The following is a 26259-nucleotide window of genomic DNA, read 5'->3' on the forward strand; positions in this document are numbered from 1 at the left end:
CCGAAGGCTGACCCAGCTCGATCCGCCTCCCGTGGGGACCGGTCCGAACGGACCGGTCCCCACGGTGCGTTGCGGGCCCCGTCAACACGTCCCGGCGATATCGTCTGGAGGTGGACCAGCACACTCCCCACCCCCCACCGCCGGGTCCCGCAAACGGGGCCGTCGTGTGCGCGCGCTGTGGCAAACAGGCCCCCGAGGGGCCCCCGGTCACCTGGACCTGCTCCGTGGAGAACGGCAGCAGACAGTTCTTCTGCGACGACTGCGCCCGGGCCAACATCCGGGCCATCGAGGGGAGACTCGACTCCTCCTGGTGGTGACCCGGACCGGGCGGTGCCCGGGTCGGCGGCTCAGTCCCCGAGAGCCGGTTCCTCCGCGAGGAATCCCGGCAGCCAGGCCTGCAGTTCCTCCCGCAGCCGCACCGTCGCGCCCAGCTGGCACAGCACCCCGATGGTGCTCAGCGTCACCCGGTGGATCAGCAGGTAGGCAGGCGGCAGGTTGAGCTGCTTGCCCAACTGGTGTGCGGGGGAGCGGGGATCGGCGATCCTCGCCGCCTGCCCGCGTATCCAGCCCCGGGTGAAGGTGAACTCGTCCACCTCCGCGGGCTCGATGATGGGGCCCAGGTACTCCAGCACCGCGTCCGGATCCAGCTCGATCGAACTCCGCACGAACCCCTCGGCGCACAACTCCTCGTAGACCGCCTCGGCATCGCCCTCCAACGCCATCCGCAGCGAGCGGCCGATGGTCGCCGGCAGTCCGCCCGGCAGCCGGTCCACGGTGCCGAAGTCCAGCACGCCCAGCCGCAGGCCGCCGTCGGCTCCCTCCAGCAGCCGGAAGTTCCCCGGATGCGGATCGGCGTGCAGCAGCCCCGTCCGCGCCGGGCCCGAGAACAGGAAGCGCGCCAGCAGCTGACCGGCCGCGTCCCGCTGTTCCTGCGTGCCGTCGGAGATCACCTCCGAGAGGGGTATCCCCTCCATCCACTCGGTCACCAGCACCTGTTCGCCCTGGTGCACCACGTCCGGCACCACCACGTCCGGGTCACCGGCGAAGACGTCGGCGTGCGACCGCTGTGCTTCCGCCTCCAGTTCGTAGTCCAGCTCCTCCTCGATCCGGTCCCGCATCTCGGTGATCAGCGGCTTGAGGTCCATGCCGGGGATCAGCGGCCCCAGCAGCCGGGCGAACCGGCCCAGTTGCGTGAGGTCCGACAGCAGGGCCTCGCCTGCGCCCGGGTACTGGACCTTGACCGCGACCTCCCGCCCGTCGTGCCACACGGCCCGGTGCACCTGCCCGATCGACGCCGCCGCGGACGGCTTGTCCTCGAACTCCAAGAACAGATCCCGCCAGTTGTCGCCCAGCCGCTCGGCCAGCACCTGGTGCACCGTCCCGGCCGGCAGCGGCGGGGCCGCCTCCTGGAGCTTGGTCAGCGCCGCGCGGTACGGGCCGGCCACCTCCTCCGGCAGCGCGGACTCGAAGACGGACAGGGCCTGCCCGAACTTCATCGCGCCGCCCTTCAGCTCCCCGAGAACGCGGAACAGCTGCTCGGCGGTGCGCTGTTGCAGCTCACGCGCCACGATCTCCGCGGACTTCCCGCCGAGCCGTTTGCCCAGGCCCCAGGTGGCCCGCCCCGCGATGCCCAAGGGCAGCGCGGCCAGCTTGACGGTACGGGTGACCGCCTTCCGGGGAAGATCAGACATGCGCCCCTCCAGTTCCCACACAGCCGCGCCGCGGACGGCGGTTACCGGGCCATTGTGTCCTGCGGCTCTCGCCCGACGCTGGTGCGCTCCCCCTCTCCGCTCCGGGCCGCCCCGCACGGGCAGTCGGAGTGCGCGGGCACGGGATCCCGCCGCCAGTCCAGCTCGGGCACCGCGACCTCCCAGCGCGCTCCGGCGGACGCGGGCAGCCTGCCGTCGAGGAACGCCAGGGCGTGGGCCGCGGCCAGCCCGGCCACCGCGGTGGCCACCCCCACGTCGCACGAGGGACCCGCCCGTCCCCGCCCCGAACGCCACTGCGTCACCAGCCGCGGCCACGCCGGGTCGCGCGCCACCCGGTCCCGCTCCAGGCACCCCGAGCAGGCGGTCTCCCCGGGCAGCACCAGCGGCCCCACCACCCCCGTCCCCTCCAGCACCCCCGCGAACAGGTGCGGGGTGCCGGAACCGATCCAGTCGGCCGTCTCCGCCGGGTCCGGCGCGTACACGGCGAGCCCCTGCCGCGGCGCGACCACCACCAGGGACAGCCCCGGCTCCGCACCCCCGGCACTCCCCGCCGGCCCGCTCCTCGGCGGCGGCGCCGGAGCCGCGGCCCGCACCAGCTGCCGCACCGCGTCGTCCCGCCGCATCCCCACCGAGTCGGGCGGCAGACCGCCGGGCGCCACGTCACCCGGCTCCACCACGCCCCCGTCCACCCCCTCGACCCGGCCCACCCCGGCACCCGCGAGCACCGCCGCGACCAGCGCGCCCACCCGGCCCAGCCCCCGCACCTGCACCCGCACGGCCCGCCGGGCCGCGAGCCCGCGCAGCGCGCCGCCCGGCTCCCGGCGCACCAGTGACAGGGAGCCCAGGTCCGGCCGTAACCGCTCGACCATGTCCATCCGGTGCCGCATCGCCTGCGCGGGTGGGCCGCCGGCGGTCGAGTCGTCCAGCAGCCCCGCCCCGGCGAGGCGCCGCACCAGCAGGTCGGCGTGGCCCTCGGGCAGCCCGAGCGCCGCGGCCCCCTCGCGGAGCGCCGGCAGCGTCCGCGTGCCGTCGAGCAGGTCCAGGAACCCGCCCGCGGCGTTGTCCAGCGGACCGAACGCCACCGCGTGCGCGGGCGTCACTCCGAATTGCACCGTCTGAAGATCGCGCCAGGCGCGCGCCAATGCAGGTTTCACCTTCGGATACATCACATGCCTCACTTCCGCGGATGCCGGGACCGTCCCGCACACCAGCGAGAATGCCCATCCCCGGAACCCCCTGCCGGGAGTTGTCCACAGGCAGCAGGAATTAAGGCTATTAATCGTTCAAACCCGGCAGGGGGAGGACTTCGGCCACGGCCACCCGGTACGGTCTTGGGCGTGTCCGCCGATCCACCGCACAGCGCCGTCGAAGTCCGCCGGAGCGCGCGCCGCCGCAGGACCGTCTCCGCCTACCGGGAAGGCGACCGCACGGTCGTCCTCATCCCTGCCCGGATGTCCGAGGCCGAGGAGCAGCGCTGGGTCGGCCTGATGCTCGACAAACTGGCCGCACAGGAGAGCAAGCGGACGCTCGGCGACGCAGAGCTGACCGAGCGGGCCGCGCGCCTGTCCGAGCAGTACTACGAAGGCCGCGCCCGCCCCGCCTCGGTCCGCTGGGTCACCAACCAGAACACGCGCTGGGGCTCCTGCACCCCCGCCGAGGGCAGCATCCGCCTGTCCCACCGCCTCCAGGGCATGCCCGAGTACGTGGTCGACTACGTGCTGCTGCACGAGCTGGCCCACCTGCTGGTCCCGGGCCACGGCCCCCGCTTCTGGCGGCTGCTGGAGGCATACCCCCGTACCGAGCGGGCCCGCGGCTACCTGGAGGGCGTGGTCGCCGCCGACCGCCTCCCGCATCTCCCGGCCCCCCGCGAGACCTGAGCCGGCACCCGGCCCCCGTGGCCCGGCCCGCGCCCCCGGTGACGGGCCGTGAAATGTACCGGCTGCGTACCGGCTTGGCTGGATCTCGAAGATTGCCGTTAGCCTGACTCGCTGAACGCATTCACATTTCGGGATGGGGGACGGTCGTACGCATGGCCAGGGAATTCCAACGCGGCCACAAGGCCAAGATCAGTGACCTCACGGCGGGGACGGACCTCTATGTCGGGGTGCAGATCTCGGGCCCCGGGCTGACGTTCGACATCAGCTGCTTCGGACTCGACGCCGACGAGCGGCTGTCGGACGACCGGTACTTCGTCTTCTTCAACCAGCCGAAGTCCCCGGAGGAGGCCATCCAGCAGCTGGGCCCCCAGTCCGGCGACACGGAGTCATTCCGCGTCACGCTGGACCGGATCCCCGCCTCGATCCACAAACTGAGCTTCACCGCCACCATCGACGGCGCCGGACAGATGTCGCAGGTCGGCCCCGGATACATCCGGGTCGTCGCGGGCGGCGAAGAGGTCGTCAGGTACGCATTCACGGGAGCGGAGTTCAGCACCGAGCGCGCCGTCATGCTGGGCGACTTCTACCTCAAGGACGTCTGGCGCTTCGCGGCGGTCGGCCAGGGCTTCGACGGCGGCCTCGCGGCCCTGCTGCAGAACTTCGGCGGCGAGGTCGCCGAGGAGCCCGAGGCGCAGCCGGCGGCGCCCGCGCCCGCCCCCGGCTTCGCCCCGCCGCCGGCTCCCGCTGCCCCGGCGGCACCCGCCCCGGCCCCCGCCCCGGCGGCACCCGCCCCGGCCCCCGCCCCCGCCCCGGCCTTCGGCACCCCCACTCCGCAGACGGCCGGCTTCGGCGCGCCGCCCGCGCCCCCGGCCCCCACGGCCCCGTTCACCCCCGCGGCACCGCCCGCGCCCGCCGCACCGGCCGCCCCCTTCGGCGCGCCGCCCGCGCCCCCCGCCGCGGTACCGGCCCCCTTCGCCCCGGCGGCCCCCGCGGCACCGGCAGCCACCACCCCGCCCGGCTACCCCGGCACCACCCCGCCCGGCTTCCCCGGCACCACCCCGCCCGGCTTCCCCGGCACCACCCCGCCCGGCATCCCCGGCCAGCAGCCCTTCGGCGGCGGCCAGCAGCTGGCGCCCGTACCCCCGGAGGCCGGCCTGCGCGTCGTCCTCACCAAGTACGCCGAGGCGGCTGCGGGGGACCGCTGGACCGAGCAGAACCCCCAGCAGGTCCGCGCCACGCTCGCCAAGGGCCACGCCATCCTCGCCAAGCAGGGCAGCATGGTCGCCTACCAGGGCGACATCGACTTCGCCCACAAGGGTTCGGGCCTGCTCGGCAAGCTCACCGGACAGCTCACGGGCCAGGGCATGTCCCTCATGCGCTGTTCCGGCGAGGGCGAGGTCTTCCTCGCCGACGAGGCCAGCCGCGTCTTCGTGATCCGCCTGGAGAACGAGCAGATCTACACCAGCGCCCACGGCGTCCTCGCCTTCGACGAGAGCCTCGACACCGAGGTGCGCCGCATCGAGGGCGCCGGCCTGCCCGGCGGCGGCTTCTTCGCCATGGCCTTCTCCGGCACCGGCGCCGTCGTCGTCAAGACCCGCGGCACCCCGGTGGTCCTCCCCGTCGGCCAGGCCACGTACGTCGACGGCAACGCGGTGATCGCCTGGTCCGCGGGCGCCCAGGCCGTCACCACCACCGCGCTGCGCCTGCGCCGCTCCGGCTACGCCAGCGCCCAGTCGGAGGCGGTCAACCTCCAGTTCCGGGGCGCCCCCGGCAACTTCGTCGTCGTCCAGCCCTTCGAGGCGTGAGGCAGGCCATGGATACGTACACACTCAACGCCCACAGCGCCGTGCCCACCGGGGTCCGGATGGCCGTCCACAGCGCGAAGACCCTCAAGGTCACGATGGTCACCGGCCAGGACCTCATCGCCAAGGCCGGCTCGATGATCGCGTACAACGGCTACGTCCAGTTCGACGCCGCCCCCGCGACGCTGCGCCGCTCCGCCGAGGAGATGGTCACCGGAGAGGGCGGCCGGCTGATGCTCTGCCGCGGCGACGGCGACCTCTACCTCGCCGACTACGGCGCGGACGTCGTCGTCCTGCACCTCAACAACGAGGCCCTGTCAGTCAACGGCGCCACCCTCCTGGCCTGCGACGCCTCCCTCCAGCTCGCCATCGAGCCGGTCAAGGGCATCGCCAAGCTCTCCGGCTCCGGCCTGACCAACCTGGTCGTCCGCGGCACCGGCTGGGTCGCGCTCGTCAGCCGCGGCATCCCCACCGTCCTCGACTGCGCCGAGCGGGAGACGTACGTCGACCCGGACGCGCTCGTCGCCTGGACCACCGGCCTCGACCTCAAGGCCAAGCGCACCGTCAAGGCGAGCGCCCTGATCGGCCGGGGCAGCGGCGAGGCCCTCCAGATCGGCTTCAAGGGCCAGGGCTTCGTGGTCGTCCAGCCCAGCGAGGACACCGGCGACCGTTTCAAGATCCGGGGCTGAGAGGAGCACCGAGCCATCATGCACAGCACACTCTTCGCACACGTCCCGGTCCAGTCGACCGGGCGCTACACCCTGCAGAACTCCCAGCTGCTCAAGGTCGAGATCGGCCAGGGCCCCGGATCCGTCCTCGCCCGCCAGGGCGCCATGGTCGCCTTCGAGGGCCAGGTGGACTTCCAGAGCCAGTACAGGAACCGCAGCTGGCGCAACGTCGAGCGGATGACGCAGGAGCGCCTGGAACTGATGAAGTGCAAGGGCAACGGACAGGTCTACCTGGCCAACTTCGCCCAGCACATCCACGTCATGGACGTCGGCGGCGGCATCACCGTCGACAGCGCTTCGGTCCTCGCCTTCGACTCCACCCTCGGCGTGGGCATCGTCGCCGTCGACAGCGCGGTCGGCGTGGCCTCGGCCGGCGCCTACAACCTGGAGCTCACCGGCAGCGGCCAGGTCGCCCTGCTCACCTCGGGCGAGCCGCTGGTCCTGGAGGTCACGCCGAACAGCAACATCTGCGCGGACGCGGACGCCGTCATCGCCTGGTCGACCACCCTGCGCACCCAGATGCAGGCCCCCACCTCCACCTCCTCGGTCTGGCGCCGCCGCGGCGCCACGGGCGAGGGCTGGGAGATGCAGTTCCAGGGCCACGGGCACGTCCTGGTCCAGCCCAGCGAGCTGATGCCCCCGCTGCACCTGCGCGGCGGCGCCTTCGGCTTCGGCCTGCGCGGCAACTCCATGGGCGGCAGCCGCGCCTGACACGCCCTGCCGGCACCCGCCGGTACGCGACGGGGGCGGACCCACGGTGTGGGACCGCCCCCGTCGTACGGGCACCGGGTACGGGCGCCGTCAGAGCCGGGCCCGCGTCGCCTCCAGCAGCCGTACGACCGACTCGTCGGCCACCCCGGCCACCTCGTCGTACCGGAACCAGCGCAGGTCCAGCGACTCGTCGCTGATCTCCGCCACCGCCTCGGCCGGCGCCAGCGCCGCGTACTGGACGTCCAGGTGCCAGTGGCACGGCGCCGGGATCGGGTGCCGGTCCAGCCGCACCGGGCCGCCCGGCAGCAGGGCCAGGCCGTGCGCGATGCCGGACTCCTCCCGGGCCTCGCGCAGTGCCGCGTCCGCCAGCGTGGCGTCCCCGGGCTCGCAGTGGCCGCCCATCTGGAGCCACATGCCCAGCTTCCTGTGCAGGGTCAGCAGCACCCGGCCGCCGGCCGGGTCGATCACCAGGGCGCTGCCGGTGACGTGACCGGCGGTGCAGGGTTTGTAGACCCCGTCCGGGTGCGCCGCGAGGTGCTCCAGGTAGACGTCACGCAGCTCGGGCTGGCCCTCGTACCCCTTCAGGACGAGGACCGCGTCGTCGTGCAGGCTCACTTCTCGTCGTCGCCCTCGTCCTCGCCCTTGCCGTCCTGCTCCCCGCGCCGCTCGGCGGCCTCGCCGAGCATCTTGTCGATCTCGGAGAAGTCCAGCTGCTCGCGGTGGACGAAGCCGTCCGGGTCGTCCAGGTCGGTCGCGGTCGGCAGCATGTCCGGGTGCTCCCACAGCCCGTCCCGGCCGTCCACCCCGCGCGCGTCGGTGAGGGAGGCCCACAGGCGGGACGCGTCGCGCAGCCGCCGCGGGCGCAGCTCCAGACCGATCAGGGTGGCGAAGGTCTGCTCCGCGGGACCGCCCGAGGCGCGGCGCCGGCGCAGCGTCTCGCGCAGCGCGTCCGCCGAGGTCAGGCGGGGCTTGGCCGCCTCGTGGACCACGGCGTCCACCCAGCCCTCGACCAGCGCGAGCGCCGTCTCCAGGCGGGCCAGCGCGGCCTTCTGCTCGGGGGTGTCCTGCGGCTGGAACATGCCGCCCTGGAGCGCCTCCTGCAGCTGCTCGGGGTTGCCCGGGTCGAGCTGGCCGACCACGTCCTCCAGCTTCGAGGTGTCGACCTTGATCCCGCGCGCGTACCCCTCGACCGCGCCGAACAGGTGCGAGCGCAGCCACGGCACGTGCGCGAACAGGCGCTGGTGGGCGGCCTCGCGCAGCGCCAGGTACAGCCGGACCTCGTCCGACGGCACCCCGAGGTCCTTGCCGAAGGTCCCGATGTTGAGCGGCAGCAGCGCGGCCCGCCCGGCCGGGCCCAGCGGCAGCCCGATGTCGGTGGAACCGACGACCTCGCCCGCCAGCGTGCCCACCGCCTGGCCGATCTGCTGGCCGAACATGGCCCCGCCCATGGAACGCATCATGCCGAGCAGCGGGCCCGCCATGGCCTGCATCTCCTCCGGCAGGACGCTGCCCATGGCCGCGCCGACGCGCTCGGCCACCGGGTCGACGAGCTCCTTCCACACCGGCAGGGTCGCCTCGACCCACTCGGCGCGGCTCCAGGCCACGGCCGTGCCCGCGCCCGAGGGCAGCGAGGTCACGCCGTCCAGCCACAGGTCCGCCAGCCGCACGGCCTCCTCGACGGCCGCCCGCTCGGCGGGGCCCACGCTGGAATCCTTCACGCCGTCCGAGGTGCCCTGGGCGACGGTCTGGCGCGCGATGTCCTTGGCCATGTCCCAGTTCACGGGACCGCCCTCGTAGCTCAGCATCTGGCCGAGCTGCTGGAAGGCCGCCCCCAGATCGGCCGGGTTCACCGACCCGAACATCGCGGCGAACGGGTTGTCCGCACCGCCCGGCAGCCCGGCCCCGCCGAACCCGAACGGATTCGGGCCGCCCTGGCCGCCCTTCTTCTTGCCCTCGTCGCCGTTCTCCGGCTCCTCCGGCGGAAGGCCGAATCCGAATGGGGTGTCACTCACGGGTTTCCTCGGCTCGTCAGGCCGCCGGCGGGAACCGACGGCAATGGTCCGACAACAATGGTCCGACAACACCACCAGCGTAGACACCACACCCGGTTCCGGGCTCGGTGCTCCGCCGGCTCCGGGGCTGCGGCAGGATGGACATCACCTGGTACGTACGCGTCACGACGCGCCCGTACTGAAGACAACCGCTGGAGACGCCCGGTGAGTTCCCCAGATCCACAGCTCCGAGCAGCGCACGACGACGAGGTTCGCCCAAGGCGAAACGGCGGCGCACGCGGTCCCGTGGTGGCCGTGACCGGCGCCGCCTCGGGCGTGGGCGCCGCGCTCGTGCGCCGCCTCGCCGAGTCAGACGAGGTCAGGCAGGTGGTCGCGATCGACGAGCGGCGGGGCGACTGCGCCGCCGCCCAGTGGCACGTCCTCGACGTCCGCGACCCGGCCATCGCCGACAAGCTCCGCGGCGCCGACGTCGTCGTCCACCTCGCGCTGGACCTCGACCTGGAGACCGACCCGGCCGCCCGTACGGCGTACAACGTGCGCGGCACCCAGACCGTGCTCACCGCCTCCGCCGCGGCCGGGGTGCGCCGGGTCGTGCTGTGCACCTCCGCGATGGTCTACGGCGCGCTGCCCGACAACGACATCCCGCTCTCCGAGGACGCCGAGCTGCGCGCCACAGCGGAGGCCACCGGCGTCGGCGACCTGCTGGAGATCGAGCGCCTGGGCCGCCGCGCCCCGCGTGCCCACCCGGGCCTGAACGTCTCGGTGGTCCGCCCCGCGGTGCTGGTCGGCGGCACGGACACGGCACTCACCCGCTACTTCGAGTCCCCACGGCTCCTGGTGGTCGCCGGATCCCGGCCCACCTGGCAGTTCTGCCACGTCGAGGACCTGGTCAGCGCCCTGGAGTACGCGGCCCTGGAGAAGGTCGAGGGCGAGCTGGCGGTGGGCTGCGAGGGCTGGCTGGAGCAGGAGGAGGTCGAGGAGCTCAGCGGCATCCGCCGGATGGAGCTGCCCTCCGCCGTGGCCCTGGGCGCCGCCGCCCGGCTGCACCGCATCGGCCTCACCCCGTCCCCGGCCGGGGACCTCGCGTACACGATGCACCCCTGGGTGGTGAGCGTGAGCCGGCTGCACGACGCGGGCTGGCGCCCCCGGTGGACCAACGAGGAGGTCCTCGCCGAGCTGCTCCAGGAGGTGTCGGGGCGCCACACCGTCGCCGGCCGCCGGCTCGGCCGCAAGGACGCCACCGCCGCGGGCGCCGCGGGCGCGACCGTCGCGCTGCTGGGCGCGGCCGCCGTCGTACGCAGGGCCCGCAAGCGCCGCGGGATCTGACCGCCCGCACCCGGCCCGGCCCGGGCAGCGGCTTCCCGCCCCGGCCGGGCGGCCTGCCGCCGCGCCTGCGAACCGGGTCCGACCCGGCCGCCGGCTCGGGCTCCGGCCTGGCCCGACCCGGCTTCCGAGCCGGTCCTCCGGCCTGTAGGAGGCTCCATATCCCGGGCCCCGCGCACCGGTCGAATCGCCCCTTGGGCGATCTCCCGGCCGTAGGGCACGATGGACGGTATGGCACCGCACTTCGACCACCCCGGCGAGCAGGCCGCAGCGGACCCGATCCGGCTGCTCGAGATCCGTGAGACCCCGCTCTCGCTCGACGAGGTCTTCAAGGCCGTCGGCGACGACGCCACGGGCGGCACGACCCTCTTCGTCGGCACGGTGCGCAACCACGACGGCGGGGCCGACGTCGACTCCCTCGGCTACTCCAGCCATCCGAGCGCTCAGGCGGAGATGCGCCGCATCGCCGAGCGCGTCGTGGCCGAGTACCCGGTCCGGGCCCTGGCCGCCGTCCACCGGGTGGGCGATCTGACCGTGGGCGATCTCGCGGTGATCGTCGCCGTGTCCTGCCCGCACCGCGGCGAGGCCTTCGAGGCGTGCCGGAAGCTGATCGACGACCTCAAGCACGAGGTCCCGATCTGGAAGCACCAGCGCTTCTCCGACGGCACCGAGGAGTGGGTCGGCGCCTGCTGACGCCCCGTCGATTTGCGTAACCCCGCCCCGAGGACCAGCGTTGGATTCCACAACACACACCGCGTGTCGGTCCATGGGAGGGAGGCCCGGAATGGCGTCGCTGGCCTGGTTGCTGATTCCGCTGTTCGCCGCCGTCGGAGCTGCGATATGGGCGAGCTGGGCCGCCCGGGACCGCACCTCCGGCGACATATCGGAGCTGGCGGGGTACGCCCGGTTCCGCGAGGCGATGGACCGGGCCGACAAGGCGCACTCCGGTTCGGACGCCTTCTGACACGTCCCGTACTGTCGTTCCATGCCACGCCGCACCGCGACGATGCTCGCCTCGACCCTCGTGCTGTTCGCGTTCCTCTGTGCGGGGATCTTCATCAAGGTCCCGTACTCGGAGATGAGCCCCGGCCCCACGGTGAACACGCTCGGCGAGTCCCACGGCGAGGCCGTCCTGCAGATCTCCGGCCGCAAGACGTACCCGACCACGGGGCACCTCAACATGACGACGGTCCGCGTCACCGGCGCCGACTACGACATGAACCTGGTCGAGGCCGTGTACGGCTGGCTCTCCGGCGGCAACATCGTCGTCCCGCACGAGAACCTCTACCCCGACGGCAAGACGGAAGAGGAGTCGACGCAGGAGAACGCCGAGGAGTTCAGCCAGTCCCAGGAGAGCGCCAAGGTGGCCGCGCTCAAGGAGCTGGGCATCCCGGTCGGCGCCCGCGTCGTGGTGGCCTCCGTGGTGAAGGGCAGCCCCTCGGAGGGCAGGCTGCACGCCGGCGACGTGGTCAAGTCCGTCGACGGCACCCCGGTGAAGGCCCCCGGTGACGTCGCCGACCTCGTCACCAGGCACAAGCCGGGCGAGAAGGTCGTCTTCGACGTCATCCCCGCCAAGGAGGCCGCGGCCGCCGAGAAGGCCCACCGCGAGCCCAAGGGCGGCGAGAAGGTCGTGATCACCGCCGGGAAGGCCCCCGACGACGGTCACGCGATCGTCGGCATCCGGGCCGGGACCGACCACACCTTCCCGTTCACCGTCGACATCAAGCTCGCCGACGTCGGCGGCCCGAGCGCGGGGCTGATGTTCGCCCTGGGCATCGTCGACAAGCTCACCCCGGAGAACCTCACGGGCGGCAACTTCGTCGCGGGCACCGGCACCATCGACGACGACGGCAAGGTCGGCCCGATCGGCGGCATCCAGATGAAGACGATCGGCGCGCGCGAGGCGGGCGCGCGGTACTTCCTCACGCCCGCGGACAACTGCTCCTCCGCCGCGAAGAACACCCCGGACGGCCTGACCCTGGTCAAGGTCGGCACGATCGGCGACGCGGTGCAGGCCCTGAAGAAGATCGGCAAGGGGGACACGGCCGGGCTGCCGCAGTGCACGCCCTGACCGCGTCCCGCGCCCGCTGAGGGCCTTACGCCTCGAAGGTCGAGGCCAGCGCCTCGGCCAGGCCCGGCACCAGGTCCGCGCCGGTCAGCACCTCGCCGGCGGAGTCCTTCTCGCGCAGCCGCAAGGCCGACTCGCGGGCGCCGTCGCGCAGCACGGCCACGGTCATCCGGACCTCCTGCCGCTCCGGATGCCGGGCCACCCACTCGGCCAGCCGCTTCTCGTCCAGGTCCTTCGGCACGGCGGCCTCCGCGGACGGCGGCAGCATCAGCCGCTCCACCGTCAGCGCGCAGCCCGTGACGGCGTCCGGCCAGGCGATGGTGCCCAGGAACTCGTCCAGGGCGGTTCCGGCCGGCAGCTCGTCCTGCAGGACCGGGGTCAGGGTGGCGGCGCCGCTGTCGGTCCGGTCGAGACCGAGCTGCTCGGCCAGCTGCGGTTCCTGGGCGCGCAGCTTCGCGGTGTCGACGAGGGCGAACAGCCGGGTCGGCTGGTCCCAGCCGAGGCCGGCCGCGTACTCGTCGATTTCGAGGACGGCACGGGTGAGCGGGCTGGCCGCCATCGGGGTGCCGGAGGGGGAAACGTTGGACATGGGCAACATCCTGCCTCCTTTCCGCCCGATACCGGGAACTGACCGAAGCCTCAGTAAGTTGCACGAGTGGGCTCTACGATCGGGTGCCCGCTCTACAGACACACAGCGACTTCGAGGTGCGCACCTTGGCTTTCCAGATGCCGGACCGCGGCGGAGGCCCGTCCGGGCCACGGATCAGAGTCGGCCGCCCGTCCCGGCGTGCCCGGACCCTGCTGATGACCTTGGGCGTCCTGGCCGTCCTGGCCATGGCGTTCATCATGTTCGCGGGCTTCTGGACCGACTGGCTGTGGTTCAGGTCCGTGCACTACTCCTCCGTCTTCACCACCACCCTGTGGACGAAGACCGGGCTCTTCGCCGTCTTCGGCCTGCTGATGGCCGGTGCCGTCGGGTTCAACATCTGGCTGGCGCACCGGCTGCGGCCGCCGCTGAGCGCGATGTCGCTGGAGCAGCAGAGCCTCGACCGCTACCGCATGGGCATCGCCCCGTACAAGAAGTGGCTGCTGACCGGGATCGCCGCGCTCGTCGGGCTGATCGCGGGCGCGTCCGCCGCCGGCCAGTGGCGCACCTGGCTGATGTACGTCAACGGCGTCCCCTTCGGGAAGAAGGACCCGCAGTTCGGTCTCGACGTGTCCTTCTACGCGTTCGACCTGCCCTGGTACCGCTTCCTGCTCGGCTTCGGCTTCGCCGCCATCGTGCTGTCGCTGATCGCCGCCGTCGTGGTGCACTACCTGTACGGCGGGCTGCGTCTGACCAGCCCCGGCGCCCGGGCCACCGCCGCCGCCACCGGCCACCTGTCGGTGCTGCTCGGCCTCTTCGTCTCGCTCAAGGCGGTCGCGTACTGGCTCGACCGGTACGGCCTCGCGGTGAAGTCCAGCGACTTCAAGGCGGCCGACAACTGGACCGGCCTCCGGTACGTCGACGCCAACGCCTACCTGCCGGCCAAGACCATCCTCTTCTGCATCGCCGCGATCTGCGCCGCGCTGTTCTTCGCGACGCTGTGGCGCCGCACCTGGCAGCTGCCGGTGATCGGCTTCGGGCTGATGGTGCTCTCCGCCATCCTGATCGGCGGCCTCTACCCGGCGATCGTCCAGAAGTTCCAGGTCCAGCCGAACGAGCAGGCCAAGGAATCGCCGTACGTCCAGAAGAACATCAAGGCCACCCAGGAGGCCTACGGGATCGAGCAGACGCAGGTCACCGAGTACCCGGGCACGGCGAACACCACGGACAAGAACAAGCTCAGGCAGGACGCCGACACCACGGCCAGCATCCGCCTGCTCGACCCGAACATCGTCTCGCCGGCCTTCCAGCAGCTCCAGCAGAACAAGGGCTACTACGGCTTCCCGTCCACCCTCGCCGTCGACCGGTACAAGGGCCAGGACACCGTGATCGGCCTGCGCGAGCTGAACCTCCAGGGCATCCCGAAGAACAACTGGATCAACGACCACTTCCGGTACACCCACGGCTACGGCGCGGTCGCGGCCAAGGGCACCGAGGTCACCCCAGACGGCAAGCCCGTCTTCACGGAGGCCGGCCTGCCCTCGAAGGGCGAGCTGGGCACGTACGAGCAGCGGATCTACTACGGCGAGGAGACCAAGCAGTACTCCATCGTCGGCGGCCCGCAGCTGGAGCTCGACTACTCCGACGACAAGCGCGAGGTCGAGACCCGGTACGAGGGCAAGAGCGGTGTCAACCTCGACAACCCGCTCAACCGCGCCGCGTACGCGCTGACCTTCAGCGAGCCGCAGATCCTCTACTCGGGCGCCATCGGCGAGGGCTCGCGGATCCTGTACCACCGCACGCCCAAGGAGCGCGTCGAGGCGGTCGCCCCCTGGCTGACGATCGACGGCGCCGCCTACCCGGCGGTGATCGACGGCCGCATCCAGTGGATCGTGGACGCGTACACCACCACCAACGGCTACCCGTACGCCTCCCGCACCACCCTCGGCGACACCACCGCGGACTCCCTGACCAACTCCCAGCGCGCGGTCGTCGCGCAGGAGAACCGGGTCAACTACATCCGCAACTCGGTGAAGGCCACCGTCGACGCGTACGACGGCACGGTCAAGCTCTACCAGTGGGACACGCAGGACCCGGTCCTCAAGACCTGGATGAAGGCGTTCCCCGGCACGGTCGAGGCCCGCAAGGAGATCCCGCAGAGCCTGATGCAGCACCTGCGCTACCCCCAGGACCTCTTCAAGGTCCAGCGCGAGCTGCTCACCCGCTACCACGTGAAGGACCCGCAGACCTTCCTCAGCGGCAGCGAGGTGTGGGCGGTGCCGAAGGACCCGACCACCAAGGAGGGCACGGCGGTCCCGCCGTACTACCTCTCCATGAAGATGCCGGGCCGCAACGCGCAGGACTTCTCGCTCACCACCACGTTCACGCCCAACGGCCGTGACAACCTGGCCGCGTTCATGGCGGTCAACGCCGATCCGGCGACGACCGACTACGGCAGCATCAGGGTGCTGAAGCTGCCCACGGCCAACCCGGTCGACGGACCCAAGCTGGTGCAGTCGCGGTTCAACTCCAAGCCGGAGATCGCCCAGGAGATCAACATCCTGAGCCGGGGCGACTCGCAGGTGGAGTACGGCAACCTGCTCACCGTGCCGCTCGACGGCGGGATGCTCTTCGTCGAGCCGGTGTACGTCCGAGGCGGCGGGCTGAAGTACCCGCTGCTGAAGAAGGTCCTGGTGACCTACGGCGAGCAGACGGCCTTCGAGGACACCCTGGAGAAGGCGCTGAACGTGGTCTTCGGGGCGGAGCCCCCGACCACGAAGCCGCCGGCCGACGGCACGGTCCAGCCGCCGACGGTCCCGCAGAACCCGACGGTGAAGCAGGCCCTGGCCGACGCGAGCAAGGCGCTCGAAGACGCCGACAAGGCGCTGAAGGCGGGCGACTGGGCGGCGTACGGCAAGGCCCAGGACGAGCTGGAGGCGGCGCTGAAGCGGGCGACCGAGGCCGAGGCCAAGGCGCCCCAGCCCAAGCAGTAGCCGTGCCGCCCCGTTGATCGGGAAGGCTCCGTCCCGCGTCGTGATACTGTGGTTTCACCGACGCGGGGTGGAGCAGCTCGGTAGCTCGCTGGGCTCATAACCCAGAGGTCGCAGGTTCAAATCCTGTCCCCGCTACTAGCGCGAAGGCCCGGATCCTCAGGATCCGGGCCTTCGTCGTACCTCCGAGCGTGCCCGCCGGCGGACCGAGTGGCCTTCGTCATATGCCGGTTTCGGTATGTGTCCCCCATGCGGGGGGAGTTGGGGCGGGTCCGTGTTTGACTTATCTCTCTGTGGGCATGTCGACAAAACGCTGTAGTGACCTCACTGGCTGCGACATACCAGGTGTACGCGGGTTGCAGGTGATGCGACGATGGGATTTATGGGGGACAGGTCAACTCTGCTGGAGACAGGGCGGTTTGTGCGGGCGGATTCCGACGAAGCGAAGGTGACGGGGACGGCGGACCACCGGCCCGACGCCGACGCGGCGGCTGACGCCGCCGACGGCACCGCGCGCGCGGTCGCCGGCGCGCCCGCGCCCGCCCCGGCCGACCCTGCGCCGGCCGGGCCCGACTCCGCGCTGGCCGACGCCGTCAACGAGGCGGTCGAGGACGTGGAGCTGGAGGCCCGCTACCGCCCCGCCGCCGACGCCGGCGACCCCGGCGCCATGAGCGTGCTCGGCGCGCTGCTGCTGCGCCGCGGCGACCTCGACGGCGCCGAGCGCTACCTCCGTGGTGCCACCGCAGAGGGCGACCGGGCCGCGGCCAACAACCTGGGTGTCCTGCTGCTCCAGCGCGGCTACCCCGACGAGGCCGCCGGCTGGTGGCGCGTGGCTGCTGTCGCCGGCTCCGCCCCCGCCGCCCACGCGCTGGGTCGCCACTACCGCGAGCGCGGTGACGAGCCCGCGGCCGAGTACTGGCTGCGGCAGGCCGCCGAGTCCGGGCACGCCCTGGGCGCGTACGCGCTCGCCGACCTGCTGGAGCACCGCGGGGACGAGGGCGCCGAGAAGTGGCTGCGGGCCGCCGCCGAACAGGGCCACCGCGAGGCGGCGTACCGGCTGGCCAGGCGGCTGCGGGCGAAGCCCGCCAAGGGTGCGGCCAAGAGCGCCGGGCAGCACCCGGGCGAGGCCGAGCAGTGGTTCCGGCAGGCCGCGGCCCGCGGGCACCGCCGGGCCGCCCTGCACCTGGGCAGCCTGCTGGAGGCCCGGGGCGAGCTGAAGGAGGCCGGGCGCTGGTACCTGTCCTCCGCCAAGCAGGGCGAGGCCCGGGCGGCCTGCGCCCTGGGCTTCCTGCTGCGCGACGCCGGGGACGAGGAGGGCGCGGCCACCTGGTGGCTGCGGGCCGCCGAGGACGGCGACGGGAACGCGGCGAACGCCCTGGGCGCCCTGCACGCCGCCCGCGGGGAGACCCAGACGGCCGAGCGGTGGTACCGCGCGGCCATGGACGCGGGCGACCACAACGGCGCGTACAACCTCGGGCTGCTCTGCGCCGCACAGGACCGGGTGCCGCAGGCCGAGCAGTGGTACCGCCGGGCCGCGTACGCCGGCCACCGCGAGGCCGCGAACGCGCTGGCGATCCTGCTGCTCCAGGCCGGGGACGCGGCCGGGGCCGAGCCCTGGTTCTCCAAGGCCGCCGAGGCGGGCAGCGTGGACGCCGCGTTCAACCTCGGCATCCTCTTCGCCAGCCGCGACGAGGACCGCTCCGCCCTGAAGTGGTACGAGCGGGCCGCGGCCGCGGGCCACACCGACGCGGCCCTCCAGGTCGGCATCGCACTGGTCAGGGACGGCGAAGAGCGGGCCGCCGAGCGCCACCTGCGCTGTGCGGCGGGGGGCGGCAGCGCCGAGGCCGCCTTCCGCCTGGCCTCGCTGCTGGAGTCCCTCCAGCCGCCCCCGGAGCCTCCCGGGCTGGGCGCGGGCCCGCCCGCGAAGACCGAGAGCGAGGAGTGGTACGAGCGCGCCGCCGAGCAGGGGCACCGACGCGCCCAGGTCCGGGTCGGCATGCTGGCCGCGGGCCGGGGCGAGCTGGGCGCCGCCGCCCGCTGGTACCGCGAGGCCGCCGAGGCGGGCAGCCGCAACGGCGCGTTCAACCTGGGGCTGCTGCTGGCCCGCGAGGGCAGCGAGCCGGAGGCGGCCCTGTGGTGGACCCGCGCCGCGGTGGCCGGGCACGGCCGTGCCGCGCTCCGTCTCGCGCTCCTGGCGGCCCGGCACGGCGATCTGAACGAGGGGCGCAAGTGGTGCGCCCGGGCCATGGAACTCGGCCCCTCCGAGGTGGCCGCGCGCGCCGAGCGGCTGCGCGAGGCCCTCGACGAGGAGCTCACCGCGTAAGGATTTGCCCTGCTCGGCGACCGTGACGTAGTGTGGGGTTCACCGACGCGGGGTGGAGCAGCTCGGTAGCTCGCTGGGCTCATAACCCAGAGGTCGCAGGTTCAAATCCTGTCCCCGCTACTAGCACGAAGGCCCGCATCCTCAGGATCCGGGCCTTCGTCGTGTTCCCGGCCATGCGTCGTGTGCCGGTCCTTCGCGGTGTGCCGTTCCGGCGCCCGCTCCCGGCCCTCGTGACCTGACATACCCGCCTACGAGCATGCCCCCCGGTGGATCACCGGGGGGCATGCTGGCGTCGGAGGGACCGATCAGGCCGATGCGCAGCCGGGGCAGAGGCCGCGGTAGGTGACCTCCACGTCGGAGACCACGAAGCCGAAGCGCTCCGAGTCGGGGAGGTCGGCCAGCGGGTTGCCGGCGGGGTGCACGTCGCGGATGGCGCCGCAGCGGGCGCAGACCAGGTGCTGGTGCGGCCGGTGGGCGTTCGGGTCGTACCGCTTGGCGCGCCGGTCGGTCGAGACCTCCAGCACCTCGCCGAGCGAGACGAGCTCGCCCAGCGTGTTGTACACGGTCGCGCGGGAGATTTCGGGCAGTTTGACCACTGCGCGTGCGTGGACCTCGTCGGCCGTGAGGTGGACGTGGTCGCCGTCCAGGACCTCGGCCACGACGCGCCGCTGGGCCGTCATGCGCCAGCCGCGTCCGCGAAGTCGTTCGAGCAGGTCACTCATGAGCGCCAGCCTAACAGCGAGGCGGCCTTGATCCCGAATCAGTGTGGACTTGGATCCTTGCTTGACTTGGACAATGTCTATCGTAGGATCAATTCCGACGTAGTCGAGGACAGGACGAGTCAGGACATGACGCAGGAGGCGCACGTGACGCAGGGACCGCTCACCACGGAGGCCGGTGCCCCGGTCGCCGACAATCAGAACAGCGAGACGGCCGGCGTCGGTGGTCCGGTGCTGGTCCAGGACCAGCTGCTGCTGGAGAAGCTCGCCCACTTCAACCGCGAGCGGATCCCGGAGCGCGTCGTGCACGCCCGCGGCGCCGGCGCGTACGGCACCTTCACCGTGACGGCCGACGTCACGCGCTACACCCGGGCGAAGTTCCTGTCCGAGGTCGGCAAGCAGACGGAGACGTTCCTGCGCTTCTCGACGGTGGCCGACAGCCTCGGCGGCGCCGACGCGCGCCGCGACCCGCGCGGCTGGGCGCTGAAGTTCTACACCGAAGAGGGCAACTACGACCTCGTCGGCAACAACACGCCGGTCTTCTTCATCCGGGACGCCATCAAGTTCCCCGACTTCATCCACACCCAGAAGCGCGACCCGTACACGGGTTCCCAGGAGGCGGACAACGTCTGGGACTTCTGGGGCCTCTCGCCCGAGTCCACCCACCAGGTGACCTGGCTGTTCGGCGACCGCGGCATCCCGGCCTCGTACCGTCACATGAACGGCTACGGGTCGCACACCTTCCAGTGGAACAACGAGGCCGGCGAGGTCTTCTGGGTCAAGTACCACTTCAAGACCGACCAGGGCATCAGGAACCTCACCCAGGCCGAGGCCAACCGGCTCGCCGGCGAGGACCCCGACTCGCACCAGCGCGACCTGCGCGAGTCCATCGAGCGCGGCGACTTCCCGACCTGGACCGTGCAGGTACAGATCATGCCCGCGGCGGACGCGGCGACGTACCGCTTCAACCCGTTCGACCTGACCAAGGTCTGGCCGCACGAGGACTACCCGCCGGTCGAAATCGGCAAGCTGGAGCTCAACCGCAACCCGGAGAACATCTTCGCCGAGGTCGAGCAGAGCATCTTCAGCCCCGCGCACTTCGTGCCCGGCATCGGCCCCTCGCCGGACAAGATGCTCCAGGGCCGGCTCTTCGCGTACGGCGACGCGCACCGCTACCGGGTCGGCATCAACGCCGACCACCTGCCGGTGAACCGCCCGCACGCCACCCAGGCGCGCACCCACTCCCGCGACGGCCTCCTCTACGACGGCCGCCACGGGGGCGCGAAGAACTACGAGCCCAACTCCTTCGGCGGTCCGCACCAGACCGACCGGCCGCTGTGGGCGGGCACGCCGGTCACCGGCGTCACCGGTGACCACGCGGCGCCGCTGCACGCCGAGGACGACGACTTCGTGCAGGCCGGCAACCTCTACCGGCTGATGTCCGAGGACGATAAGGGCCGGCTGATCGAGAACCTGTCCGGCTTCATCGCCAAGGTCTCCCGCGACGACATCGCCGAGCGGGCGATCGAGAACTTCCGCAAGGCGGACGGTGACTTCGGCAAGCGGCTGCAGGCCGCCGTCGAGGCCCTGCGCGGCTGACGCGGCCGCTCGCCGCTGCGAACGGCGGGCCGGCACCCTCCAGGGGGTGCCGGCCCGCCGTCGTGCCCGCCCCTACGCGGGGACCGTACGCCGGGCCGGGACCCAGCAGCGGATGACGTCGCGGACGGACACGATGCCCACCGCGCCGCCGTCCTCCAGGACGATCAGGTGCCGGAAGCCCCCGTGCACCATGGCCTCGGCGGCCTCCTGGAGGGTGGCGTCCGGGGTGCAGAAGACGACGTTGTTGGTCGTGTGGGCGGAGACGGTCTCGCGGTCGGGGTCGTGCCCCGCGCCCAGGGAGTTGAGGATGTCGCGCTCGGTCAGGATGCCGATGCCGCTGGTCTCGGGGTCGAGGACGACGGCCGCCCCGACCCTGCGGCCGGACATCAGGCAGGCCGCCTGCCTGAGGGTGTGGGCGGGGCCGAGGGTCAGGATCAGTGTGCTCATGGCGTCGCGGACGAGCATGAAGAGAGCCACCTCCTAGGGTGAGACCCCCGCTCGGGCGGAGCGCCGGTTCCGCCGCCCCTAGAGAACGGATTCACAAGCGCACAAGCGGAGGATTCTCAGATTCCCACGGCGGCCCGGGGTCAACAAGGGGGCACGCTCGGTGAGCGGGGGCGGCCGTCAGTCGCGGGGGCGCAGGTGCCGGAGCATCTCGTCGTGCAGCAGACCGTTCGACGCGGCCGCGTTGCCGCCGTCCACCCCGTCCTCGCCGTCGATGCTCGTGAACCTGCCGCCGGCCTCCTGGACGACCACCGCGACGGCGGCCATGTCCCACAGGTTCAGCTCCGGCTCCGCGCACAGGTCCAGCGAACCCTCGGCCACCATCATGTACGGCCAGAAGTCCCCGTATCCGCGGGTCCGCCAGCAGGCCCTGGTCAGGTCCAGGAAGCCCGGCAGCCGGCCCTGCTCCTCCCAGCCGGTGAGCGAGGAGTAGGCGAAGGAGGCGTCGCCCAGCGAGGCCACCTTGGAGACGCCGATCGGGCCCTCCGTCGCCAGGGCCCCGCCGCCGAACGCGCCCGCGCCCTCGGCGGCCCACCAGCGGCGGCCCAGCGCCGGCGCGGAGACCACGCCGACCACCGGCCGGAACCGGCCGTTCTCGTCCGCCGCCATCAGGGAGATCAGGGTCGCCCAGACCGGCACCCCGCGGACGTAGTTCTTCGTGCCGTCGATGGGGTCGACGACCCAGCGCCGGGGACCGTCGCCGACCAGGCCGTACTCCTCACCGAGGATCGCGTCCGTGGGCCGGGCCTCCTCGATCAGCCGGCGCACCACGGCCTCCGTGGCCGTGTCCGCCTCGCTCACCGGAGTCATGTCCGGCTTGGTCTCCACCTTCAGGTCCAGGGCCTTGAAGCGGGCCATCGTGACCTCGTCGGCGGCGTCCGCCAGGGCATGGGCAAGGCGCAGATCATCGTCATACTCGGGCATGGCCGAACAGTATCGGCCCGGAAGGGGGCCGACCACACGGCCCCGCGCTCACCCCTGCGGCACTCCTTGACAGCTTCGGCGGGCCCGTCAACGCTGGCGAGGACGTGGGCTACCCGGCCGTGCCGGGGAGGGAGGCGCGGGATGCCGACAGCGCGGGAAGCCTTGCTGGAAGCCGCACGGGCGGCGCTCACGGCCCGGCCCTGGCCGGTCGTGCGGATGGTGGACGTGGCGGCTGCCGCCGGGGTGTCGCGGCAGACCCTCTACAACGAGTTCGGCGGCAAGGACGGCCTCGCCAGAGCCCTGCTGCGACGCGAGACCGACTGGTACCTCGACGGGGTGGACCGGGCCCTGGGCTCCCACGCGGCCGGCCGCGAACGCCTGCTGGCCGTGGCGGAGTGGACCGTACGCGCAGCCCGCGCCCACCCGCTCGTACGGGCCCTGCTCACCGGCTGCTGGGACGAGCGGCTCCCGGTGCCGCGCCCGGGCCCCGCGCGGGCCCCCTCCGCGGTGCCGGCGCAGCGGCGGGCCGACGCCGGGGTGCCGGGGCCGGCCGAGCTGGCCAGGGCGGTGCGGGACCGGGCCGCTGCCGCACTGGAGCCGGGGGAGGGCACCAGGCGCCGCTGCGAACTCGCCGTACGCGTCGCCCTGTCCTGTGTGATCGCGCCGCCGGAGGAGCCCGGCGAGGCGGCCCTGCGCGAACTCCTCGGGATCGCCGAACGCCCGGGCGAGCTCCGGGCGGCAGAGCTCAGGCAGGGCCCGCCCGGCGGGTTCAGTGCGAGGAGCCGGAGAGCTGGAGGCCGATGACCCCGACGATCACCAGCGTGATCGAGACGATCTTGAGGGTGGAGACCAGGTCCCCGAGGAAGACCATTCCGTAGATGGCGGTGCCGGCCGCCCCGATGCCCGTCCACACCGCGTACGCCGGGCCCACGTCCAGCTTCCTCAGGGCCAGCGTCAGCAGTCCGAAGCTCCCCAGCGCGAAGCACGCGAAGGCGATCGTCGGCCACAGGCGGGTGAAGCCGTGCGAGAGCTTGAGGCAGACCGCGAAACCGGTTTCCAGGATCCCCGCGACCACGACCAGCAGCCACGCCATGATGCATGCCTCCCCGCATTCGGTGACCGCTTCGCGTCACTTGGTGCGATTATGCATTTACCAGACCCCCCGCCCGGCAAACGTCGGCCTGCCACGCGCCGGGCCCGGGAAGGCCGGCGGCCCCGGCGGATCCGTCGGCCCGGGGGGATCAGTCGCCCTCGCGCCGCTCCCGCGTGGCCAGCAGCCGCCGCAGCGAGTACAGCCGCGCAGGGTCCGCGTGCCCCTCGGCCACCCACTCGTCCAGCGCGCAGTCCTGCTCGTCGTGGCTGCACGCGCGCGGGCAGCCCTCCGTCCCCTCCACCAGGTCGGGGAAGGCCAGGATCACGCGCGACGGGTCGACGTGGTGCAGGCCGAAGGACCGGACGCCGGGCGTGTCGATGACCCAGCCGTCCCCCGACGGCAGCGGCAGCGCCAGCGCGGAGGTGGTGGTGTGCCGGCCGCGGCCGGTCACCGCGTTCACATGGCCGGTCGCGCGCCGCCGGTCCTCCGTGACCAGCGAGTTGACCAGGGTCGTCTTGCCGACGCCGGAGTGGCCGACGAAGGCCGTGATCCGGCCCGTCAGGTGCTCCCGCACCCGGTCCGCCGCGTCCCCGTTGTGCAGCTCGTCGCGGTTGACCACCACGTGCGCCAGGCCCAGCGTCGCGTAGGTCTCCAGGAGCTTGTCCGCGGGCGCCAGGTCCGACTTGGTCAGCACCAGCAGCGGCTCCAGGCCCGCGTCGTACGCCGCGACCAGACAGCGGTCGATGAGCCGGGGGCGCGGCTCCGGGTCCGCCAGCGCCGTCACGATCGCCAGCTGGTCGGCGTTGGCGACGACCACCCGCTCGAACGGGTCGTCGTCGTCCGCGGTGCGGCGCAGCACCGACTTGCGCGTCTCGATGCGCACGATCCGCGCCAGGGTGTCCTTCCTGCCGGACAGGTCGCCGACGAGCCCCACCCGGTCGCCCACCACCGCGGCCTTCCGGCCCAGTTCACGGGCCTTCATCGCGGTGACGGTGCGGTCCTCGACCAGGCAGGTCAGCCTGCCGCGGTCGACGGTCAGGACGAACCCCTCGGAGGCGTCCTCGTGCTTGGGCCGGATGTTCGTCCGGGGCCGGTTGCCCTTCGGGTTGGGGCGGGCCCGGATGTCGTCCTCGTCGGTGTGCTTGCCGTACCGGCGCATCGCGTCAGGCTCCCGAACCCTTGAGCATGCCCGTCCACATGGCCGGGAAGTCCGGGAGGGTCTTCGCGGTCGTCGCCACGTTCTCGATCTCCACGCCCTCGACGGCCAGACCGATGATCGCACCGGCGGTGGCCATCCGGTGGTCGTCGTACGTGTGGAAGATCCCGCCGTGCAGGCGGCGCGGACGGATGTGCAGGCCGTCTGCCGTCTCCGTGACGTCGCCGCCCAGCTCGTTGATCTCCTTGGTCAGGGCGGCCAGCCGGTCCGTCTCGTGCAGCCGCAGGTGCGCCACGCCCCGCAGGGTCGACGGGGAGTCCGCCAGGGCAGCCACCGCCGCGATGCCGGGGGTCAGCTCGCCGACCTCGCCGAGGTCCACGTCGATGCCGTGGATCCGGCCCGAGCCGGTGAAGACCAGGCCGTCGTCGGTCAGCTCGCAGGAGCCGCCCATCTCCGTGAAGATGCGGCGGAGCTCGTCACCCGGCTGGGTGGTGCGGCGCGGCCAGTCGGGAACGGTGACCGTGCCGCCGGTGATCAGCGCGGCGGCCAGGAACGGCTGCGCGTTCGACAGGTCCGGCTCCACGACCAGGTCCCGGCCGAGCAGGGCGCTGGGGGAGACCCGCCAGACGTTCTTCTCGCCGCCCGCCTCGGGGGTGTCGACCTGGGCGCCGGCCGCGCGCAGCATCTCCACCGTCATCCGGATGTGCGGCAGCGACGGCAGGGTCTCGCCCACGTGCCGCACCTCGACGCCCTGGTTGAAGCGGGGGGCGGAGAGCAGCAGGGCCGAGACGAACTGGGACGAGGAGGAGGCGTCGATCTCGACCGTGCCGCCGTCCAGGGCCCCGCCGCCGTGCACGGTCATCGGGAGGGCGCCGCGGCCCTCGTCGTCGATACGGGCGCCCAGCGCCCGCAGCGCGGAGATGACCTGGCCGAGGGGGCGCTCGTACGAACGGGGGTCGCCGTCGAAGCGGATGGGGCCGTCGGCGAGGGCCGCGACCGGCGGGAGGAAGCGCATGACCGTACCCGCGTTGCCCACGTCCACCGTCGCCGGGCCGTGCAGTCCGGCCGGGATGACCCGCCAGGCCTCGCCGCTCTCCCCGGCCCCCGCGGAGCTGGAGGAGACGGTCTCCTCGATGCCCACGCCCATGGCGCGCAGCGCGTCGGACATCAGCTGCGAGTCACGGGAGCGCAGCGGGCGCCGCACCCAGCCCGGCTCCGAGGCCAGCGCGGCCAGCACCAGGGCGCGGTTCGTGACCGATTTGGACCCCGGCACGGTCACGGTGGCACGGACGGGCCCGTCCGCGAGCGGGGCGGGCCAGAGGGCGGGAAGCGCGGGGGTCTGGGTCATGCCCCTCACTTTAGTTGCTCGGCACCGCGCCCCCTTGCCCGGAAGCGGGTCGTCTCACGCCCTGAACTCACAGGCCGAGCAGCCAGCGCCCGCCCCCGGTCAGCGAGCAGAGGGAAACGGCGTGGAAGAAGAGGAGCCACACCACCGGGTGCACGTGGGTGAGCCGGCCCAGCTGGTCGGCGTCCGAGTCGGGCGCGCCCCCGTGCCGCCGCTGGGCGCCCAGCTCGAAGACCGGCCGCACCCCGCCGAGCAGCAGGAACCACACCACCCCGTACGCGAACAGCGCCTGGACGTCCGTCGGCGCGAGCCACGACACCAGCAGGAAGGCGCCGCCGGTCAGGACCACCGTCAGCATCCCGTACGCGTTCCTGATCATCACCAGCATCGCGGCGAGCAGGGCCGTCGCCGCCCACAGGAGCAGCGTGATCCGGTGCCCGGACAGCAGCCAGGCGCCGCCGAGGCCCAGCAGCGGGGGAGCGGTGTACCCGGCGGCGGCCGTGAGGATCATGCCGGGACCGGTCGGGCGGCCGCGGCTGACCGTCAGGCCGCTGGTGTCCGAGTGCAGCCGGATCCCGGACAGCCGGCGGTTGGTGAGCACCGCGACCAGGCCGTGGCCGCCCTCGTGCGCGATGGTGATCGCGTTGCGCGACAGGCGCCACACGGGCCGCGGCACGACGACGGCCAGGGCGGCCAGGGCCGTGGCCACGACCAGCCACGTGTCGGGTGCGGGCTGGAGCCCGGTGAGCCGGTCCCAGAGGCCGCCTATCGCGTTGCTGTCCATCTGGTG

At 72.8% G+C, this 26259-nt stretch carries 25 protein-coding genes and 2 tRNA genes; 15 read left to right on the top strand and 12 right to left on the bottom strand.

Annotated elements, in window-relative coordinates:
* The first annotated feature begins 110 nt into the window (after positions 1–110).
* Entirely contained in the window at positions 111–317 is a 207-nt protein-coding gene (locus ACIF6F_RS12805) for a hypothetical protein (RefSeq protein ID WP_399945169.1), read from the top strand.
* 30 nt (positions 318–347) lie between these two features.
* Here the strand turns inward: ACIF6F_RS12805 and ACIF6F_RS12810 are convergent, their stop codons facing one another.
* Complete coding sequence (locus ACIF6F_RS12810) at positions 348–1691, bottom strand: ABC1 kinase family protein (RefSeq protein ID WP_399945171.1); 1344 nt, start codon at positions 1689–1691, stop codon at positions 348–350.
* A gap of 41 nt (positions 1692–1732) precedes the next feature.
* Complete coding sequence (locus ACIF6F_RS12815) at positions 1733–2875, bottom strand: TOMM precursor leader peptide-binding protein (RefSeq protein ID WP_399945174.1); 1143 nt, start codon at positions 2873–2875, stop codon at positions 1733–1735.
* A gap of 3 nt (positions 2876–2878) precedes the next feature.
* Between ACIF6F_RS12815 and ACIF6F_RS12820 the strand changes: the two genes are divergently transcribed.
* The 4 genes from ACIF6F_RS12820 to ACIF6F_RS12835 all read left to right on the top strand — a co-directional run bounded on the left by ACIF6F_RS12820 (position 2879) and on the right by ACIF6F_RS12835 (position 6827).
* Entirely contained in the window at positions 2879–3586 is a 708-nt protein-coding gene (locus ACIF6F_RS12820) for a M48 family metallopeptidase (protein WP_399945175.1), read from the top strand.
* Between the two features lie 152 nt (positions 3587–3738).
* On the top strand, positions 3739–5391 hold the full coding sequence (locus ACIF6F_RS12825; RefSeq protein WP_399945177.1) for a TerD family protein: 1653 nt from the start codon (positions 3739–3741) through the stop codon (positions 5389–5391).
* Positions 5392–5399: 8 nt separating this feature from the next.
* A complete protein-coding gene (locus tag ACIF6F_RS12830) occupies positions 5400–6077 on the top strand; it encodes an AIM24 family protein (RefSeq protein ID WP_399945179.1) in 678 nt (225 codons plus the stop codon).
* A gap of 18 nt (positions 6078–6095) precedes the next feature.
* Positions 6096–6827: an AIM24 family protein gene (locus ACIF6F_RS12835; protein WP_399945182.1), complete on the top strand. Its 732-nt coding sequence runs from the start codon at positions 6096–6098 to the stop codon at positions 6825–6827.
* Positions 6828–6917: 90 nt separating this feature from the next.
* On the opposite strand, the gene ACIF6F_RS12840 is transcribed toward ACIF6F_RS12835, so the two are convergent.
* The gene (locus ACIF6F_RS12840; RefSeq protein ID WP_399945185.1) at positions 6918–7442 is read right to left on the bottom strand and encodes an NUDIX hydrolase; all 525 of its coding nucleotides are present in this window, start codon (positions 7440–7442) and stop codon (positions 6918–6920) included.
* The gene (locus tag ACIF6F_RS12845; RefSeq protein WP_399945188.1) at positions 7439–8839 is read right to left on the bottom strand and encodes a zinc-dependent metalloprotease; all 1401 of its coding nucleotides are present in this window, start codon (positions 8837–8839) and stop codon (positions 7439–7441) included. The genes ACIF6F_RS12840 and ACIF6F_RS12845 overlap by 4 nt, the downstream gene beginning before the upstream one ends.
* A gap of 204 nt (positions 8840–9043) precedes the next feature.
* Here ACIF6F_RS12845 and ACIF6F_RS12850 point away from each other — a divergent pair, with 204 nt between their 5' ends.
* The 4 genes from ACIF6F_RS12850 to ACIF6F_RS12865 all read left to right on the top strand — a co-directional run bounded on the left by ACIF6F_RS12850 (position 9044) and on the right by ACIF6F_RS12865 (position 12233).
* Positions 9044–10165, top strand: coding sequence for an SDR family oxidoreductase (locus ACIF6F_RS12850; RefSeq protein ID WP_399945191.1), 1122 nt, complete (start codon positions 9044–9046; stop codon positions 10163–10165).
* 228 nt (positions 10166–10393) lie between these two features.
* Positions 10394–10855, top strand: a complete 462-nt coding sequence (locus tag ACIF6F_RS12855) for a molybdenum cofactor biosynthesis protein MoaE (RefSeq protein ID WP_399945193.1) — start codon at positions 10394–10396, stop codon at positions 10853–10855.
* A 91-nt stretch (positions 10856–10946) separates the two neighbouring features.
* Positions 10947–11126, top strand: coding sequence for a hypothetical protein (locus ACIF6F_RS12860; RefSeq protein ID WP_399945196.1), 180 nt, complete (start codon positions 10947–10949; stop codon positions 11124–11126).
* 21 nt (positions 11127–11147) lie between these two features.
* Complete coding sequence (locus ACIF6F_RS12865; protein ID WP_399945199.1) at positions 11148–12233, top strand: PDZ domain-containing protein; 1086 nt, start codon at positions 11148–11150, stop codon at positions 12231–12233.
* Positions 12234–12258: 25 nt separating this feature from the next.
* On the opposite strand, the gene ACIF6F_RS12870 is transcribed toward ACIF6F_RS12865, so the two are convergent.
* Entirely contained in the window at positions 12259–12828 is a 570-nt protein-coding gene (locus ACIF6F_RS12870; protein ID WP_399945200.1) for a PPA1309 family protein, read from the bottom strand.
* Positions 12829–12956: 128 nt separating this feature from the next.
* On the opposite strand from ACIF6F_RS12870, the gene ACIF6F_RS12875 reads away from it, so the two are divergent.
* The 4 genes from ACIF6F_RS12875 to ACIF6F_RS12890 all read left to right on the top strand — a co-directional run bounded on the left by ACIF6F_RS12875 (position 12957) and on the right by ACIF6F_RS12890 (position 18249).
* Entirely contained in the window at positions 12957–15809 is a 2853-nt protein-coding gene (locus ACIF6F_RS12875; protein WP_399945565.1) for a UPF0182 family protein, read from the top strand.
* A gap of 61 nt (positions 15810–15870) precedes the next feature.
* Positions 15871–15944: transfer RNA gene (locus tag ACIF6F_RS12880), tRNA-Met, on the top strand.
* Between the two features lie 235 nt (positions 15945–16179).
* On the top strand, positions 16180–18129 hold the full coding sequence (locus ACIF6F_RS12885; protein ID WP_399945203.1) for a sel1 repeat family protein: 1950 nt from the start codon (positions 16180–16182) through the stop codon (positions 18127–18129).
* Positions 18130–18175: 46 nt separating this feature from the next.
* Positions 18176–18249, top strand: a tRNA-Met gene (locus ACIF6F_RS12890).
* A 185-nt stretch (positions 18250–18434) separates the two neighbouring features.
* Here the strand turns inward: ACIF6F_RS12890 and ACIF6F_RS12895 are convergent.
* A complete protein-coding gene (locus ACIF6F_RS12895; RefSeq protein ID WP_399945206.1) occupies positions 18435–18851 on the bottom strand; it encodes a Fur family transcriptional regulator in 417 nt (138 codons plus the stop codon).
* Between the two features lie 126 nt (positions 18852–18977).
* Here ACIF6F_RS12895 and ACIF6F_RS12900 point away from each other — a divergent pair, with 126 nt between their 5' ends.
* Positions 18978–20447, top strand: a complete 1470-nt coding sequence (locus tag ACIF6F_RS12900) for a catalase (protein ID WP_399945209.1) — start codon at positions 18978–18980, stop codon at positions 20445–20447.
* A 72-nt stretch (positions 20448–20519) separates the two neighbouring features.
* Here the strand turns inward: ACIF6F_RS12900 and ACIF6F_RS12905 are convergent, their stop codons facing one another.
* Both ACIF6F_RS12905 and hisN read right to left on the bottom strand, forming a co-directional pair.
* The gene (locus ACIF6F_RS12905) at positions 20520–20912 is read right to left on the bottom strand and encodes a cyclic nucleotide-binding/CBS domain-containing protein (RefSeq protein ID WP_399945212.1); all 393 of its coding nucleotides are present in this window, start codon (positions 20910–20912) and stop codon (positions 20520–20522) included.
* A gap of 159 nt (positions 20913–21071) precedes the next feature.
* Entirely contained in the window at positions 21072–21875 is an 804-nt protein-coding gene (gene hisN / locus ACIF6F_RS12910; protein WP_399945215.1) for a histidinol-phosphatase, read from the bottom strand.
* 141 nt (positions 21876–22016) lie between these two features.
* On the opposite strand from hisN, the gene ACIF6F_RS12915 reads away from it, so the two are divergent.
* Positions 22017–22679, top strand: a complete 663-nt coding sequence (locus tag ACIF6F_RS12915) for a TetR/AcrR family transcriptional regulator (protein ID WP_399945217.1) — start codon at positions 22017–22019, stop codon at positions 22677–22679.
* Here ACIF6F_RS12915 and ACIF6F_RS12920 read toward each other — a convergent pair.
* From ACIF6F_RS12920 to ACIF6F_RS12935, 4 genes are all read right to left on the bottom strand, one after another.
* The gene (locus tag ACIF6F_RS12920; protein ID WP_399945219.1) at positions 22645–22968 is read right to left on the bottom strand and encodes a DMT family transporter; all 324 of its coding nucleotides are present in this window, start codon (positions 22966–22968) and stop codon (positions 22645–22647) included. The two genes, ACIF6F_RS12915 and ACIF6F_RS12920, sit on opposite strands and share 35 nt — an antisense overlap.
* Before the next feature lie 148 nt (positions 22969–23116).
* Positions 23117–24127, bottom strand: coding sequence for a ribosome small subunit-dependent GTPase A (gene rsgA / locus ACIF6F_RS12925; protein ID WP_399945222.1), 1011 nt, complete (start codon positions 24125–24127; stop codon positions 23117–23119).
* Between the two features lie 4 nt (positions 24128–24131).
* On the bottom strand, positions 24132–25472 hold the full coding sequence (gene aroA, locus ACIF6F_RS12930) for a 3-phosphoshikimate 1-carboxyvinyltransferase (protein ID WP_399945225.1): 1341 nt from the start codon (positions 25470–25472) through the stop codon (positions 24132–24134).
* A 67-nt stretch (positions 25473–25539) separates the two neighbouring features.
* The gene (locus ACIF6F_RS12935; RefSeq protein WP_399945227.1) at positions 25540–26253 is read right to left on the bottom strand and encodes a M50 family metallopeptidase; all 714 of its coding nucleotides are present in this window, start codon (positions 26251–26253) and stop codon (positions 25540–25542) included.
* Positions 26254–26259 lie beyond the last annotated feature (6 nt).

The organism is Streptomyces sp. NPDC086023 (genome assembly GCF_044540325.1).
GTDB lineage: Bacteria > Actinomycetota > Actinomycetes > Streptomycetales > Streptomycetaceae > Streptomyces.

Excerpts from the sequence above, each read along its gene's own strand:
- ACIF6F_RS12830 (WP_399945179.1), top strand. The coding sequence starts at position 5,400 with ATGGATACGTACACACTCAACGCCCACAGCGCCGTGCCCACCGGGGTC.
- ACIF6F_RS12810 (WP_399945171.1), bottom strand. The coding sequence starts at position 1,691 with ATGTCTGATCTTCCCCGGAAGGCGGTCACCCGTACCGTCAAGCTGGCC.
- ACIF6F_RS12825 (WP_399945177.1), top strand. The coding sequence starts at position 3,739 with ATGGCCAGGGAATTCCAACGCGGCCACAAGGCCAAGATCAGTGACCTC.
- ACIF6F_RS12855 (WP_399945193.1), top strand. The coding sequence starts at position 10,394 with ATGGCACCGCACTTCGACCACCCCGGCGAGCAGGCCGCAGCGGACCCG.
- ACIF6F_RS12820 (WP_399945175.1), top strand. The coding sequence starts at position 2,879 with ATGCCTCACTTCCGCGGATGCCGGGACCGTCCCGCACACCAGCGAGAA.
- ACIF6F_RS12920 (WP_399945219.1), bottom strand. The coding sequence starts at position 22,968 with ATGGCGTGGCTGCTGGTCGTGGTCGCGGGGATCCTGGAAACCGGTTTC.
- ACIF6F_RS12915 (WP_399945217.1), top strand. The coding sequence starts at position 22,017 with ATGCCGACAGCGCGGGAAGCCTTGCTGGAAGCCGCACGGGCGGCGCTC.
- ACIF6F_RS12875 (WP_399945565.1), top strand. The coding sequence starts at position 12,957 with ATGCCGGACCGCGGCGGAGGCCCGTCCGGGCCACGGATCAGAGTCGGC.
- ACIF6F_RS12860 (WP_399945196.1), top strand. The coding sequence starts at position 10,947 with ATGGCGTCGCTGGCCTGGTTGCTGATTCCGCTGTTCGCCGCCGTCGGA.
- ACIF6F_RS12895 (WP_399945206.1), bottom strand. The coding sequence starts at position 18,851 with ATGAGTGACCTGCTCGAACGACTTCGCGGACGCGGCTGGCGCATGACG.
- ACIF6F_RS12835 (WP_399945182.1), top strand. The coding sequence starts at position 6,096 with ATGCACAGCACACTCTTCGCACACGTCCCGGTCCAGTCGACCGGGCGC.
- ACIF6F_RS12905 (WP_399945212.1), bottom strand. The coding sequence starts at position 20,912 with ATGCTCGTCCGCGACGCCATGAGCACACTGATCCTGACCCTCGGCCCC.
- aroA (WP_399945225.1), bottom strand. The coding sequence starts at position 25,472 with ATGACCCAGACCCCCGCGCTTCCCGCCCTCTGGCCCGCCCCGCTCGCG.
- ACIF6F_RS12935 (WP_399945227.1), bottom strand. The coding sequence starts at position 26,253 with ATGGACAGCAACGCGATAGGCGGCCTCTGGGACCGGCTCACCGGGCTC.
- rsgA (WP_399945222.1), bottom strand. The coding sequence starts at position 24,127 with ATGCGCCGGTACGGCAAGCACACCGACGAGGACGACATCCGGGCCCGC.
- ACIF6F_RS12870 (WP_399945200.1), bottom strand. The coding sequence starts at position 12,828 with ATGTTGCCCATGTCCAACGTTTCCCCCTCCGGCACCCCGATGGCGGCC.
- ACIF6F_RS12885 (WP_399945203.1), top strand. The coding sequence starts at position 16,180 with ATGGGATTTATGGGGGACAGGTCAACTCTGCTGGAGACAGGGCGGTTT.
- ACIF6F_RS12865 (WP_399945199.1), top strand. The coding sequence starts at position 11,148 with ATGCCACGCCGCACCGCGACGATGCTCGCCTCGACCCTCGTGCTGTTC.
- ACIF6F_RS12900 (WP_399945209.1), top strand. The coding sequence starts at position 18,978 with ATGACGCAGGAGGCGCACGTGACGCAGGGACCGCTCACCACGGAGGCC.
- hisN (WP_399945215.1), bottom strand. The coding sequence starts at position 21,875 with ATGCCCGAGTATGACGATGATCTGCGCCTTGCCCATGCCCTGGCGGAC.
- ACIF6F_RS12815 (WP_399945174.1), bottom strand. The coding sequence starts at position 2,875 with ATGTATCCGAAGGTGAAACCTGCATTGGCGCGCGCCTGGCGCGATCTT.